Annotated in this window: 11 protein-coding genes; 9 read left to right on the top strand and 2 right to left on the bottom strand. The window is 68.2% G+C overall.

Annotated elements, in window-relative coordinates; all coding sequences use genetic code 11:
* The first annotated feature begins 1 nt into the window (after position 1).
* Complete coding sequence (locus ACV22V_RS25730) at positions 2–871, top strand: 4Fe-4S dicluster domain-containing protein (RefSeq protein ID WP_448015881.1); 870 nt, start codon at positions 2–4, stop codon at positions 869–871.
* 170 nt (positions 872–1041) lie between these two features.
* Here ACV22V_RS25730 and ACV22V_RS25725 read toward each other — a convergent pair whose 3' ends face one another.
* On the bottom strand, positions 1042–2232 hold the full coding sequence (locus tag ACV22V_RS25725; protein WP_059525725.1) for a helix-turn-helix transcriptional regulator: 1191 nt from the start codon (positions 2230–2232) through the stop codon (positions 1042–1044).
* A 281-nt stretch (positions 2233–2513) separates the two neighbouring features.
* On the opposite strand from ACV22V_RS25725, the gene ACV22V_RS25720 reads away from it, so the two are divergent.
* The 5 genes from ACV22V_RS25720 (at position 2514) to ACV22V_RS25700 (ending at position 7838) form a co-directional block, all read left to right on the top strand.
* Positions 2514–3452: an alpha/beta hydrolase gene (locus ACV22V_RS25720; protein WP_448015880.1), complete on the top strand. Its 939-nt coding sequence runs from the start codon at positions 2514–2516 to the stop codon at positions 3450–3452.
* Positions 3449–4573: a bifunctional 3,4-dihydroxy-2-butanone-4-phosphate synthase/GTP cyclohydrolase II gene (ribBA, locus tag ACV22V_RS25715; RefSeq protein ID WP_448015879.1), complete on the top strand. Its 1125-nt coding sequence runs from the start codon at positions 3449–3451 to the stop codon at positions 4571–4573. The genes ACV22V_RS25720 and ribBA overlap by 4 nt, the downstream gene beginning before the upstream one ends.
* 165 nt (positions 4574–4738) lie before the next feature.
* Complete coding sequence (locus tag ACV22V_RS25710) at positions 4739–5161, top strand: helix-turn-helix domain-containing protein (protein ID WP_448015878.1); 423 nt, start codon at positions 4739–4741, stop codon at positions 5159–5161.
* 2 nt (positions 5162–5163) lie between these two features.
* Positions 5164–6498, top strand: coding sequence for a type II toxin-antitoxin system HipA family toxin (locus ACV22V_RS25705; RefSeq protein WP_059525723.1), 1335 nt, complete (start codon positions 5164–5166; stop codon positions 6496–6498).
* 104 nt (positions 6499–6602) lie between these two features.
* Positions 6603–7838, top strand: a complete 1236-nt coding sequence (locus ACV22V_RS25700) for an NADH:flavin oxidoreductase (RefSeq protein ID WP_448015877.1) — start codon at positions 6603–6605, stop codon at positions 7836–7838.
* 46 nt (positions 7839–7884) lie between these two features.
* Here ACV22V_RS25700 and ACV22V_RS25695 read toward each other — a convergent pair whose 3' ends face one another.
* Complete coding sequence (locus tag ACV22V_RS25695; protein ID WP_059525434.1) at positions 7885–9012, bottom strand: 4-hydroxyphenylpyruvate dioxygenase family protein; 1128 nt, start codon at positions 9010–9012, stop codon at positions 7885–7887.
* 357 nt (positions 9013–9369) lie between these two features.
* Here ACV22V_RS25695 and shiA point away from each other — a divergent pair, with 357 nt between their 5' ends.
* From shiA to ACV22V_RS25680, 3 genes are all read left to right on the top strand, one after another.
* Positions 9370–10677 carry a shikimate transporter gene (gene shiA, locus ACV22V_RS25690; protein ID WP_059525432.1) on the top strand — a complete coding sequence of 436 codons (1308 nt, stop codon included), beginning with the start codon at positions 9370–9372 and terminating at the stop codon, positions 10675–10677.
* Positions 10678–10887: 210 nt separating this feature from the next.
* The gene (locus ACV22V_RS25685) at positions 10888–12189 is read left to right on the top strand and encodes a UDP-N-acetylglucosamine 1-carboxyvinyltransferase (RefSeq protein WP_059525430.1); all 1302 of its coding nucleotides are present in this window, start codon (positions 10888–10890) and stop codon (positions 12187–12189) included.
* 250 nt (positions 12190–12439) lie between these two features.
* Positions 12440–13208 (top strand): IclR family transcriptional regulator domain-containing protein (locus ACV22V_RS25680; protein WP_059525428.1); only part of this gene is annotated, 769 nt, incomplete at its 3' end.

Here is a 13208-nt window from a genome sequence, read left to right as displayed (position 1 = left end):
AATGAGCAAGTGGAACCTGATTATCAACGTCGGCCGTTGCGAGAACTGCCAGAACTGCGTGATCGCCGCGCGGGACGAGCACGTCGGCAACGACTTCCCCGGTTACGCTGCACCCGCTGCGGCCAGCGCCGAAAGCCCGATCCGCATCCTGCGGCGTGTACAGGGTGCTTCGCACATGATCGAGACCACTTATCTGCCGGTCATGTGCAACCACTGCGACGACGCGCCCTGCATGCGTGTGGGCGGCAGCGCCATTCGCAAGCGCGCCGATGGCATTGTCATCATCGATCCGGACAAGGCACGAGGCCGAAAAGACATCGTGAAGGCGTGCCCCTACAAGGCGATCGTCTGGAACGAAGAACTGCAACTGCCTCAGATCTGGATCTTCGATGCGCATTTGCTCGACCAGGGGTGGTCCCGTCCGCGTTGCCAGCAGTCGTGCCCCACCGATGTTTTCGAGACGGTCAAGCTCGATGACGCGGCGATGGCCCAAAAGGCCCGGCGCGAGGGACTCAAGGTATTGCGGCCCAACCTGAGCACAAAGCCCCGCGTGTGGTACAGCGGCCTTGAGCGCTGGGAAACGTGCTTCGTCGGCGGAAGTGTCAGCGCCCAGGCAGGGGACGTGGTCGAGTGTGTCGCGGGTGCGGTCGTCGCCTTATATGGAGGCAAACGGCTGGTGGCCGAAACCGTCTCGGACGCCTTCGGCGATTTCCGGTTCGACGGCCTCGCCAAGGGTAGCGGCCTCTACCGAGTCAAGATCCGACATGCCCTCGGCATCGCTTGGCGCGAGTGCGAATTGGGCGAAAGCGCCTACCTGGGCGAGATCAGGCTCAGTCAATCGACAAACGCCGTGGCGGTCGAGTGCTCATGAGCCGACCAAGGCTGGCCGCCGTCATCGTGCCGCACATGGCGCGCGAAACCGGCTCGACACGGCTCGAAGCGCGCGGCTGGCATGCGCGCGGCCGGCCGCGCTCGCGATCGGTGCGATCGTGAGCCGGACGGGTGTCGGATGCATCCGGCGTGGACGAAGTACCGCTCCGATCAACCGAGCGGCACCACGCTCCCGAGCAGGATCCGCACGAGCGTCGCCTGGCGCGTCACGCCCGTCTTCGAGAAGATCGCGCGCAGGTGCGTGCGTGCCGTGTTCTTGCTGATCCCCGACTCCTCCGCCGCCTCCTCGAGCGTCAGCCCGTTCGTCAGCAGTAGCGCGAGCGACGTCTCGGCCGGCGTCAGGTCGAACAGCTTGCGGATGATTTCCTGCGCGCCCTGCGGCTTGCGGTCGGGGTCGCGCAGGAACAGCGTGACGGCCGGCCGGCGCTTGTTGTCCTCCGACCAGTCGGACAGCAGCACGGTGCGCACCAGCAGCCCGAGACGCGGCTTGTCGAAACTGCGCGTGATCGGCATCGCCTCGACGGTCGCCGCCGCCGTGCCGTGATGTCCCATCACCGCGTGGCGGATCAGCCGCTTGAGCGTGCGGTTCTCCTGCGCATCGGTCGCCTCGATCGTGCCGCGCGCAATCGTCAGACCGTTGTTCTGCTTCAGGATCTCATCGGCGACGCTGTTCATGTCGATGATCGTGCCGTTCTCGTCGAGCGTGATCGTGCCGATCTGCATCCGGTTGATCGCGTTCGCGTAGATCGACCGCTCGACCTCGGCCGTGTCGAGCCGCGAATGGAGCTCGACCGCGCGCTTCAGATGCGGCAGCAGCAGCGCGCAGATCGCCTTGTCGCGCGCTGAGAACTGCTTCGACGCATGGTTGCGGCACACGCGGAACCGGCACTCGACGCCCGACGGCGTGCGCAGGTCCGCGCCGAGGATGTAGCGCACGTCCTGCGGCTTCAGGAACTGCTTGTACAGCTCGCTCGACAGCCAGCCCGTGTCGCCGAACACGTCGTCGACCGTGACCACGCGATCGGCCGGCAGGCCGACGAACGGGTCGAGCGAATAGTAGTAGTTGTTGTACGACGCCTCGCCGTCACCCGGCACGACCGGGCCGTATTCCGAAGCGTGCACGGACAGCGGCGCGCGGCGGTCGCTCGCGGCCGCGCGCAGGATCAGCGTCACGTAGTTGGCCTGCAGCAACCGGCGAACCAGCTCGAGCGCCCCCGCCCACGGCGGCGTTTCCAACGGTCCCTGGTAGATGCGCGCCATCAGCTCGCTGAAATCCGCGACGCCGATGTCGGCCTCCTCGCTTGTTGACTGGCTCTCTTGCGGAGCCCATCTCGTCTCCATCAGCACGCTCCATCCTCCATGCAACTTGTGGTCGGTGCGATTCATCCGCGCCGCCATGATTAAGACGCGTCTTAATTCCGGCGTCATCGGGACATTCACTGAATGGTGAGCTTTGGCCAATCGGACGCGCGAACCATCGTCCGATCGGATGATGTGGCGCCCTGCCCGCTGCGCTGGAATGCCCGTCAGGCCGTGCCGACAAGCGTCCGGCGCGGGCTCAGGGAAAACCGCGATGCGGGTTTACCTGATTCAGACCGCATCCGATTCAGACAGGAGTTCCAATGCCGCTCGACCCTCAGGCGCAGGCGCTGCTCGCCGCGCTCGCCCAAGCGCCCGCGATCGATTTCGATCAACTGACCGTGCCCGCGTACCGCGCGAGCCTCGCTGGCGGCAGCGCGTTCGCGCCCGGCGACGCGATTGCCGCCGAAGAGGACTGGCAGATCCCGGCACCGGGTCGTCAGTTGTCCGCTCGGCTGTATCGGCCCGATGCCGACGGGCCGTTGCCGCTGACCGTGTTTTTCCACGGCGGCGGCTTCGTCGCGTGCGGTATCGACTCGCACGCGAACCTGTGCCGCAGTCTTGCCGCACGGGCGCGCACGCTCGTGCTGTCGGTCGATTACCGGCTCGCGCCCGAAGCGCGCTTCCCGGCGGCCGCGCAGGACGCATGCGATGCCGTGCGCTGGGCCGCCGCCAGTGCGCGCGATCTCGGTGCGCGCGCCGGGGCGATCGCCGTGGCCGGCGATAGCGCCGGCGGCAACCTCGCCGCGGTCGCCGCATTGCAGCTGCGCGGCTCGGGCATCGCGATCGCGCACCAGTTGCTGCTGTATCCGGTCGTCGATTGCACGACCGAGCATCCGTCATACGAATCGCTCGGCGAAGGCTATTTCCTGACGGCGGACGCGATGCGCTGGTTCAAGCGCCAGTATTTCGACGACGGCGCCGACCGCGCATCGCCGCTCGCGAGCCCGCTCGTCGTGGCGGATCTGTCGGGCGCGGCGCCGGCCACGATCGTGAGCGCGGAATTCGATCCGTTGCGCGACGAGGCCGAAGCGTACGCATTGCGTCTCGCGCAGGCCGGCACGCCGGTCTCGCTCGTGCGCTGGCCGGGCCAGCTGCACGGCTTCGCGAGCATGCTCGGCGCGGTCGACGCGGCCGATCGCGCGCTGACCTTCGGCGCCGATGCGCTGCGCCGCGCATTCGACGCGACGGAGGTGCAATGACGCTCGCCAGCACGTTGGAAATCGTCGACGAGCTGCGCGCGGGACGGATGGTCCTGCTCGTCGACGAAGAGGATCGCGAAAACGAAGGCGACCTCGTGATCGCTGCCGATCACGTGACGCCCGACGCGATCAACTTCATGGCGCGCTTCGGGCGCGGGCTGATCTGCCTGACGCTGACCGCCGAGCGCTGCGAGCAACTGCGCCTGCCGCCGATGGCCGATCACAACGGCACGCCGTTCGGCACCGCGTTCACCGTCAGCATCGAGGCGGCCGAAGGCGTGACGACCGGGATTTCCGCGGCCGATCGCGCGCGGACGATCCGCGCGGCGGTCCGCGCAGGCGCGCGCCCCGACGATCTCGTGCAGCCCGGCCACGTGTTTCCGATCGCCGCGCGCCCGGGCGGCGTGCTGGTGCGCGCGGGGCACACCGAGGCCGGCTGCGATCTCGCGGCGCTTGCCGGGCTCACGCCCGCGTCGGTGATCTGCGAGGTGATGAACGACGACGGCACGATGGCGCGGCTGCCCGAGCTGAAGACGTTCGCCGCGCATCACGGGCTGAAGATCGGCACGATCGCGGACCTGATCCATTACCGCCGCGAGCACGAGTCGCTCGTCGAGCGTGTCGGCGAACGGCCGCTGCATACGCCGTGGGGCCGATTCCGCGCGATCGAATATCGCGACACCGTGCACGGCGCGCCGCATCTCGCGCTGGTGCGAGGCGAGCCCGATCCGTCGACGCCCGTGCTGACGCGCGTGCACGAATGCCACTCGTTGCTCGACCTGCTCGACGCGGAGCCGTCCGCGCATTCGTGGCCGCTGCACGCGGCGCTGCAGCGGATCGATGCGGCTGGCTGCGGCGTCGCGGTGCTGCTCGACTGCGACATGCGCGGCGACGCGATGCGAACGCCCGCCGGCCACGCACGCCGCGACGGCCGCGTGACGGGGATCGGATCGCAGATCCTGCGCGACCTCGGCGTACGGCGGTTGAACGTGCTGTCGAGCCCGTTCCGGCTGCCGGCGCTGTCGGGGCACGACCTGGAAATCATGGCGTTCATCCCGCTCGGCGACGACGATCCGGAAAGCGCGCGCGCCGCCCACGCCAGCCCGCTGCGAGCGGCGTGATACCGGGCGGACGAGCGCGCTGGCCTTTCATCGACCCCGGGTTTCCGCCTGACAGGCTATCGTTTGTTTTTATGAATTACAGTCTCAAGTTTGTATTTTGACGATACATACCATAGACTGTATTTTTCGATTACAAGCGATCGCCTGTCATTTCGCGGAGAGCCCATGGCATTCCCAGTCCAGACCTTGAGCCAGTTGCGCCCGATCCTCGTCGGCTTCCGGAAGTCGGCGGGGCTCACGCAGGCGCAACTCGCCGCCCGCCTCGGCGTGACGCAACAGTCGTACGCGCAGCTCGAAGCCAATCCGTCCGCGGTCAGCATCGAACGGCTTTTCAAGGTGCTGAACGTGCTCGGCGTTCGCCTGACGCTCGTGCCGGGCACGCCGGACGACACAGCGGCGCCCGACGACACCAAGCCTGCGCTCAAGCGCGCACCGGCCGCGCGCGGCCGGTCGTCCGGCTCGTCCGGTTCGTCGGATGTGCCGGCCCGCCCGCCAGCTGCCGCGAAGGCTCCATCCGCCGCCGCGCGGAAACGGCCTGCCGCGGCGACACCGGGCAAGTCCCGGAACCCCACGCGGGAGGACTGGTGACGATGGCCCGCCGCCCCCGCCATGACCGCCTCGACCTCTGGATGAACGGCATCCCGGTCGGATACTGGGAAGTCCGGCGCGGCGTCGAGCGCCTCGTCTATCTGCCGGCGTGGGTCGACGATCCGCAAGGGCGTCCGCTGTCGCTCTCGTTGCCGTTCACGCCGGGCAACCAGCCGCATCAGGGCGCGATCGTCGCCGATTACTTCGACAACCTGCTGCCGGACAGCCAGCCGATCCGCCGTCGCATCGCGCAGCGTTACCGGCTCGGGTCGACGGCGCCGTTCGAACTGCTCGCGTCGATCGGCCGCGATTGCGTCGGGGCGCTGCAGTTGCTGCCACCCGACGAAACCCCGGTCGACCTCGAATCGATCGACGGCACCGCGCTCGACGACGCGGCCGTGGCCGACGTGCTGCGCCACGCGACCGCCGCGCCGCTGCCCGGCCACGCGGAGCCGGACGGCGAGCTGCGCCTCTCGATCGCCGGCGCGCAGGAAAAGACCGCGCTCTTGCGCGACGGCAAGCGCTGGCTGCTGCCGGCGGGCAGCACGCCGACCACGCATATCTTCAAGCTGCCGCTGGGGCGTGTCGGAAACATGCAGGCCGACATGCGCACGTCGGTCGAAAACGAATGGCTGTGCTCGAAGATCGTCGCCGCGTACGGCCTGCCCGTCGCCGCGTGCGACATCGGCCGGTTCGACGACCAGAAGGCGCTGATCGTCGAGCGCTTCGACCGCCGCCCGTCCCGCGACGGCACGTGGATCTTGCGACTGCCGCAGGAGGACATGTGCCAGGCGACCGGCACGCCGTCGGGCGCCAAATACGAATCCGACGGCGGCCCGGGCATCGCGACGATCATGGGCATCCTTGCGAATTCCGCCGATGCCGCGCAGGACAGGAGGAATTTCTTCGTCACGCAGCTCGTGTTCTGGGTGCTCGCGGCCATCGACGGCCACGCGAAGAATTTCAGCATCGCGCACCTGCCGGGCAATACGTATCGCAGCACGCCGCTGTACGACGTGCTGTCCGCGCATCCGATCATCGGCACGCGACGCAACCAGCTGCCGCCGCGACGCGCACGGCTCGCGATGGCCGTGTGCGGGAAGAATCGCCATTACGTGATCGGCGACATCCAGCCGCGTCACTGGATCGCGCAAGGCGCGCGCGTCGGTCTGACCGAACACGACGTACGCGCGGCCATGGCCGACGTGGCCGCGCGCACCGAACCGGCGATCGCCGCCGTCGCGTCGCGGATTCCGGCGGATTTCCCGGCGGACGTGGCCGATGCGATCTTCGACGGGATGCGTCGTCAGGCGCGCAAGCTGGGTACGGCCGAATAGGCGGTGCGGGCACGGCCCCGGCGGCGGGTCGTCCACGTGGACGATGCAGCCCCGCACCGACTCAGCACAATGGTCGCCGTGCCCATTCCCGACGCCCGCCCGACATGGAACCCGTCACGCTCGATACCGCATTCAGCCCGCTGCAGATCGGCCCGCTGACGCTGCGCAACCGCCTGATCAAATCCGCGACCAACGAAGGGATGACGCCGAACGGCGTGCCGTCGCGCGCGCTCGTCGGGTTTCACGAGCGCATCGCCGCAGGCGGCGCCGCGCTGACGACCGTCGCGTACTGTGCGGTCAGCGACGACGGCCGCACGTTCGTCGACCAGGCGCGGCTCGATGCGCCGACGGTCCGGCAATTCCGCGCGCTGACCGACGCGGTCCATCGTCACGGCGCGGCGGCGTCCGCGCAGATCACGCATGGCGGCTGCTTCACGTTCCTGCCGTCGCTGTCGACGAAACGGCCGTTGAGCGCATCGGGCGGCTTCAACAAGGTCGGCGTGATGAGCGGCCGTTTCCTGAAGCAGGCGATGACGCGCGACCAGATGACCGCGATCGCCGACGAATTCGCCCGGGCGGCGCGACATGCGCGCGACGCGGGCTTCGACGCGGTCGAGATCCACATGGGGCACGGTTATCTGCTGAGCCAGTTCCTGTCTCCGCTGTACAACCGTCGTCGCGACGCGTACGGCGGCGATGCGGCGCGCCGCGCGGCGTTTCCCGTCGAGGTGCTGGGCCGCGTGCTCGACGCGGTCGGCCGCGATCTTGCCGTGGTCTGCAAGATCGGCGTGACCGAAGGCGTGCGCGGCGGCGGAACCGCCGACGACGCGTGCGAGATCGCGCGGCGGCTCGAGGCCGAGGGCGCGCATCTGCTCGTGCTGAGCGGCGGGATGAACGTCGAGTCGGTATGGCAACTGTTCGGCAGCCCGCTGCCCGGCGATGCGCGCGCGAACGCCGACAACGCGATCGTGCGCGCCGCGATGGCGCTGCAGAAGCTCACCGAGCCGAAGATGGGCGCGTTTCGGGAGATGTATTTCCTCGAGCATTCGAAGCAGGTGCGCGCGGCCGTCCGGATGCCGCTCGCGTATCTCGGCGGCGTGCGTTCCCGCGAGAACGTCGCGCTGGCGATGCGCGAAGGATTCGACGCGGTGGCGCTTGCCCGCGCGCTCGTGTTCGAGCCGGATTTCGTGAACGGCCTGCACGACGGCCGGCTCGCGCAGTCGGGCTGCACGTCATGCAACCGCTGCGTCGTGTCGATGTACACGCCGGGCGGCACCGCGTGCGCGCTCAAGGCGCCGAACGACCCGGCGCCGAACCGCGTGCCGGCCGTGGGCGCTTGAGGTTACGCGGCGGTTGATTCCGCAGTCACGATCGTGCGCCTGCCGCTCAGCCGGCGTCGCGGGCGCGGGCCAGCGCCGCGAGGTTCCCTTCCCCGAATCCGTGATGCCCCTGCCGCTGCACGATCTCGAAGAATATCTCGCCGGGCCGGCGCTTCACGAAAGTCTGGAAGAACAGGCGCGGCACGCCGTCGCTGCCGATCTCGCCGTCGACCAGCACCGCGCGGCGGCGCAGCGCATCGAGATCGACGCCGTGCCCCGGCAGCCGCGCATCGACTTCGTCGTAATAGCGCGCAGGCGGCTCGATGAATTCGACGCCGTTCGCGCGCAGCGCATCGACGCTCGCCAGGATGTCGTCGGTCGCGAGCGCAACGTGCTGGACGCCTTCGCCCGGGTGGTCGGGCAGATACGCGTGCATCAGCTCGGTGCGCCGCGTGCCTTCCTCGTAGACCGGAATCCGCACCGCGCCGCACGGCGACACCATCACGCGCGATTCTTCCGACACATGCCAGTGCGCGTCGATTTCATGGATTTCGCGGAAGTGCAGCAGGTCGTGATAGAAGTCCAGCCACTCGCGCATGCGCCCCGCGCCGACCGTCTGCGTGAAATGATCGACCTGCTGCAGGCCCGTGCCGACGCACTCGACATCGGTATGGGCCGTCGCGATGTCGATCGGCCGGAAATCGATGTCGAAGATCGAGATATCGCCGACGCCGCCGCGCTGGCCGTCCCGCCCGCGCCAGCGGTCGACGAAATAAAGGTGCGAATCGCCGATCCCCTGGATCGCGGGAATCTTCAGCTCGCCGACCCCGATCCGCTCGCCCTCGAACGCCCACGCGCCGAGCTCGATCGCACGCTCGAACGCGCGGCGCGCGCTCGCCACGCGCAGCCCGATCGCGCAGACGCCCATCCCGTATTCCTCCGCATAGCGCGCGGCGAACGAATCGGGTTCGGCATTGATCAGGAACTGCATCTGTCCCTGCCGGTACAGCGTGACGTTCTTGCTCACATGGCGCGCGATCGCCTTGAACCCGAGCTGCTCGAAACGTTGCGCGAGCGCGTCCGGCACCGGCGCCGCGAACTCGACGAATTCGAGTCCGGCCATCCCGAGCGGATTGGCGGCCGGATCGGCAACGGGCGGCGTATCGCTGGACAGGGGGTGGGAATTGCCGGGCATTCCAGTCTCCGGAGGCATGCGGTCGATGGGGATGACGCCCGGCTCGCGCGGCACGCCCGGCCGATGTGACGGCCGGACATCCACCCGATTCGAGCGAGGTTTTGATGGTCCCGATTTTAACCAGATCGTTCACGGCGGCACACCCTGGCTGAACGGGATATGGGTGTCGCGCCTAGTGCAAACCCGGAAAGCGTTCGATAATCGCACACGACTGAACGATAATCGCGCATTTTGGCCGATCGGCCAATTGCCGCCGTGCGGCGTGCGCCCTATTCTCCGTTCACTCATCGACTTCAATGCAGCATCGGACGCGGCGCCGCCACGATTCCACGATGCGCCGTGCCAGGAGACATTGCCATGACCCCAACCTTCGACACCCTCGACGCCGCTGCCGGCGCCCGCGCGCGCAGCCAGGCGCGCAAGGCCGCGATCGGCAGCTTTGTCGGCGCCGTCGTCGACTGGTACGACTTCCTGCTGTACGGGATCGTCGCCGCACTCGTCTTCAATTCCGAATTCTTCCCGAAGGTCAGTCCGACCATGGGCACGCTCGCGGCGTTCGCGACCTTCGGCGTCGGCTTCCTGTTCCGCCCGCTCGGCGGCGTCGTGTTCGGCCATTACGGCGACCGGCTCGGCCGCAAGCGGATGCTCGTGCTGACCGTCATGCTGATGGGGCTGTCGACCGTCGCGATCGGCCTGCTGCCGAGCTTCGCGACGATCGGCTGGTGGGCGCCCGTGTTGCTGGTGCTGATGCGTGCGATCCAGGGCTTCGCCGTCGGCGGCGAATGGGGCGGCGCGGCGCTGATGGCCGTCGAGAGCGCGCCGAAGCAGAAGAAGGCGTTCTACAGCAGCGGCGTGCAGGTCGGCTACGGAGTCGGCCTCGTGCTGGCGACGGGGATCGTGTCGATCCTGAGCCATACGCTCGGCGAGGCCGCGTTCAAGTCGTGGGGCTGGCGCCTGCCGTTCGTGTTCAGCATCGTGCTGGTGCTGATCGGGCTGTGGGTCCGCAAGAGCATGGACGAGTCGCAGGAGTTCGTCGAGAAGGTCGAGCACGGCAACCGCAAGCTCCGCCTGCCGGTGCTGGAAGCGCTGACGCGCCATCCGAAGGCGTTCCTGCTGATCGTCGCGCTGCGGCTCGCCGAGCTGTTCACGATGTATATCGTCACCGCGTTCGCACTCAGCTATTCGACGTCGAACCTCGGGATGTCACGCGACCTGTTCCTGAACATCGGCCTGCTGGTCGGCGCGGTGAGCTGCGTGACGATCCCGTGCTTCGCGTGGCTCGCCGACCGCTTCGGCCTGCGCCGCATCTACCTGATCGGCGCGCTGATCGGTCTCGCGTCGGCGGTGCCGTTCTTCGTCGCGCTGGAATCGCGCTCGATCGCGTGGATCGTGGTCTTCTCGATCCTGCTGGCGAACGCCGCGCACGACATGGTCGTGAGCGTCCAGCAGCCGCTCTTCACCGAGCTGTTCGGCGCGGAATACCGCTACAGCGGCGCGGGCGTCGGCTATCAGTTCGCGAGCGTCGTCGGCGGCGGGTTCACGCCGTTCATCGCGGTGGCGCTGGTCAGCATGGCCGGAGGATCGTGGCACCTCGTCGCCGGCTATCTCGCGGTGGGCTGCCTGATCTCGCTGGTGGTCGCCGCGCGGATGCGGGCGGCGCAGTGAGGCCATGACCGGATGGCCGGCCGCGATACGCGCCGGCCGTTTCCGCACCGGCTGCCGTCCCCGGCCGAGCAAGGGGATCGCGCCTCGCCCAACGTCAAACACGGTCAATCCCGCGGGCAGAAGCCCCTTTTCCCCTCTGAACATTCCACGCCAGCCGCCGACCAATGGCATCATATGGGCCTACGTCAGTCACAGATACGCCCCCATATCATGTCGAATCTCATCGTCCACGGCGGCACTCCGCTGCGCGGGGACATCAAGCCTTCCGCGAACAAGAACGCCGTCCTGCCGATTCTGTGCGCCACCCTGTTGACCGATCAGCCGCTGCGCCTCGTCGGCGTGCCTGACATCACCGACGTGCGCAAGATCCTCGACATCTTCCGCACGCTCGGCAGCGACGTGTCGGTCGACTTCGCGACAGGCATTCTCGATCTCCACCATCGCAACACGACGTTCGACCCGGCCGTGCACCGCCTGCCCGAGGCGATGCGCTCGTCGATCATGCTGATTCCGCCGTTGCTCGCGCGCTTCGGCGTCGCGCGCCTCGAGAACGACGTGAAGGGCTGCACGCTCGGCGTGCGCGAAATCGATCCGCACGTCGAAGTGTTCGAGCGCTTCGGCGCGCACATCCAGCGCACGCCCGATTCGCTGATCGTCCGTGCCGACGGCCCGCTGACCGCCAACGATCACTGGCTCGACTACGCATCGGTGACCACCACCGAAAACTTCGCGCTGTGCGCGACGGCGGCAGGCGGCACGTCCACGCTGATGAATGCGGCGTCCGAGCCGCACGTGCAGGAGTTCTGCCAGTTCCTCGCGATGATCGGCGTCGCGATCGAAGGCATCGGCACGTCGCGCCTGTGCGTGACGGGCGGCGGCAAGCTCGGCGGCGGCGAATTCCGCTTCGCCGAGGATTTCCACGAAATCGCGACGTTCCTCGCGCTCGGCGCGATCACGGGCGGCGACATCACCGTGCGCAACTCGTCGCCGGAGCATTTCCCGCTGATCGACCGCACATTCGCGAAGTTCGGCGTGACCGTCACGCACCGCGACGGCTGGTCGCGCGCAGAACGCGACGGCCCGCTCCGCGTGCGGCGGCCGTTCACGCAGAACATCCTGACCAAGGTCGAAGCCGCGCCGTGGCCGTACCTGCCGGTCGACCTGCTGCCGATCTTCATCGCGCTCGGCGTGCGCGCGGAAGGCAGCGCGATGTTCTGGAACAAGGTCTACGACGGCGCGCTCGGCTGGTCCGGCGAACTGTCGAAGTTCGGCGCGCACGTGCTGCTGTCCGACCCGCACCGGCTGATCACGTTCGGCGGGCTGCAGCTGACGCCGGCGCGCGTCGAGAGCCCGTACATCATCCGCGTCGCGATCGCGCTGCTGATGGTGGCCGCCAGCATCGAAGGGCGCTCCGAAATCATGAACGCGCTGCCGATCCGCCGCGCGCACCCGCATTTCGTCGAAAACCTGCGTTCGGTCGGGGCGAACGTCGAGTGGACGAGCAGCGAGTAACGTCGATCCGGATGCGGCGTGGACGATGTCCGCGCCGCGTTTCCTGCCTCCCCCGCATTCACCGGACGCCCCGACAATCCAACAAGGACAGCGGCCACCGGTTCTGACCGGCCGTACCGTCGCCGCCCGGCACATTCCCCCTCTTCGTCGCCCGTCGCACGTCCGTCGATCGCTTTCGCACGCTTTTGGACTGCGCGATAATCGCGCATTCCCGCGCGAACACCGCGCACCCACCCGTGCGCCACCGACGATGAAAAAGCCCGACCTCGACCGACGCGACTGGATTGCCGGCCTCGAAAAGGGCCTGATGATCCTCGAAGCATTCGACAGCCAGCACGCGCGGATGACGCCCACCCAGGCGGCCGCCCGCACCGGTCTCACGCGCACGGCCGCGCGACGCTACCTGCTGACGCTCGAATCGCTCGGCTACGTGTACACCGACGGCAAGCTGTACGGCCTCACGCCGCGCGTGCTGCGGGTCGGCTGGTCGTACTTCGACTCGGCGCGCCTGCCTCGCACGGTCCAGCCCTATCTGCAGCAGCTGAGCGCGTCGCTGAACGAATCGGCGTACGTGAGCGTGCTCGATGGCTGGGAACTCGTGTTCATCGCCCGCAACGGCGTGTCGCGCGTGATGACGACCGGCTTCGTGCTCGGCGCGCGCGTGCCCGCCCCGCTGACGTCGCCGGGCGTCGTGCTGCTCGCGCATCATCCGGATCGCGAGGCCGTCCGCGCGTGGCTCGACGCCACCGAGCTCGCGCCGTTCACGCCGCACACCATCACCAACAAGGCACGCCTGCTCGAACAGGTCGACCACGCGCGCGACGCGGGCTTCGCGGTGATCGAGCAGCAACTGCAGGTCGGCGTGCGCGGCATCGCGGTGCCGCTGAAGAACCGTCACGGCGAAGTCGTCGCCGCGCTGAGCACGAACATGCCGATCGGTGCGGAGTCGACCGACGCGGCCGTGCGGCGCGTGCTGCCGCATCTGCAGGAAGCCGCGCTCGCGATGCTGAACGTGCTTT

The sequence above is a fragment of the Burkholderia sp. AW33-5 genome (assembly GCF_053427615.1).
Note: the sequence above shows the minus strand (reverse complement) of the source record. Positions and strands in the feature narration are given on the sequence as shown.

Coding starts and splice junctions, on each gene's coding strand:
- shiA (WP_059525432.1), top strand. CDS start 9,370: ATGACCCCAACCTTCGACACCCTCGACGCCGCTGCCGGCGCCCGCGCG.
- ACV22V_RS25720 (WP_448015880.1), top strand. CDS start 2,514: ATGCCGCTCGACCCTCAGGCGCAGGCGCTGCTCGCCGCGCTCGCCCAA.
- ACV22V_RS25730 (WP_448015881.1), top strand. CDS start 2: ATGAGCAAGTGGAACCTGATTATCAACGTCGGCCGTTGCGAGAACTGC.
- ACV22V_RS25705 (WP_059525723.1), top strand. CDS start 5,164: ATGGCCCGCCGCCCCCGCCATGACCGCCTCGACCTCTGGATGAACGGC.
- ribBA (WP_448015879.1), top strand. CDS start 3,449: ATGACGCTCGCCAGCACGTTGGAAATCGTCGACGAGCTGCGCGCGGGA.
- ACV22V_RS25700 (WP_448015877.1), top strand. CDS start 6,603: ATGGAACCCGTCACGCTCGATACCGCATTCAGCCCGCTGCAGATCGGC.
- ACV22V_RS25725 (WP_059525725.1), bottom strand. CDS start 2,232: ATGGAGACGAGATGGGCTCCGCAAGAGAGCCAGTCAACAAGCGAGGAG.
- ACV22V_RS25685 (WP_059525430.1), top strand. CDS start 10,888: ATGTCGAATCTCATCGTCCACGGCGGCACTCCGCTGCGCGGGGACATC.
- ACV22V_RS25695 (WP_059525434.1), bottom strand. CDS start 9,012: ATGCCCGGCAATTCCCACCCCCTGTCCAGCGATACGCCGCCCGTTGCC.
- ACV22V_RS25710 (WP_448015878.1), top strand. CDS start 4,739: ATGGCATTCCCAGTCCAGACCTTGAGCCAGTTGCGCCCGATCCTCGTC.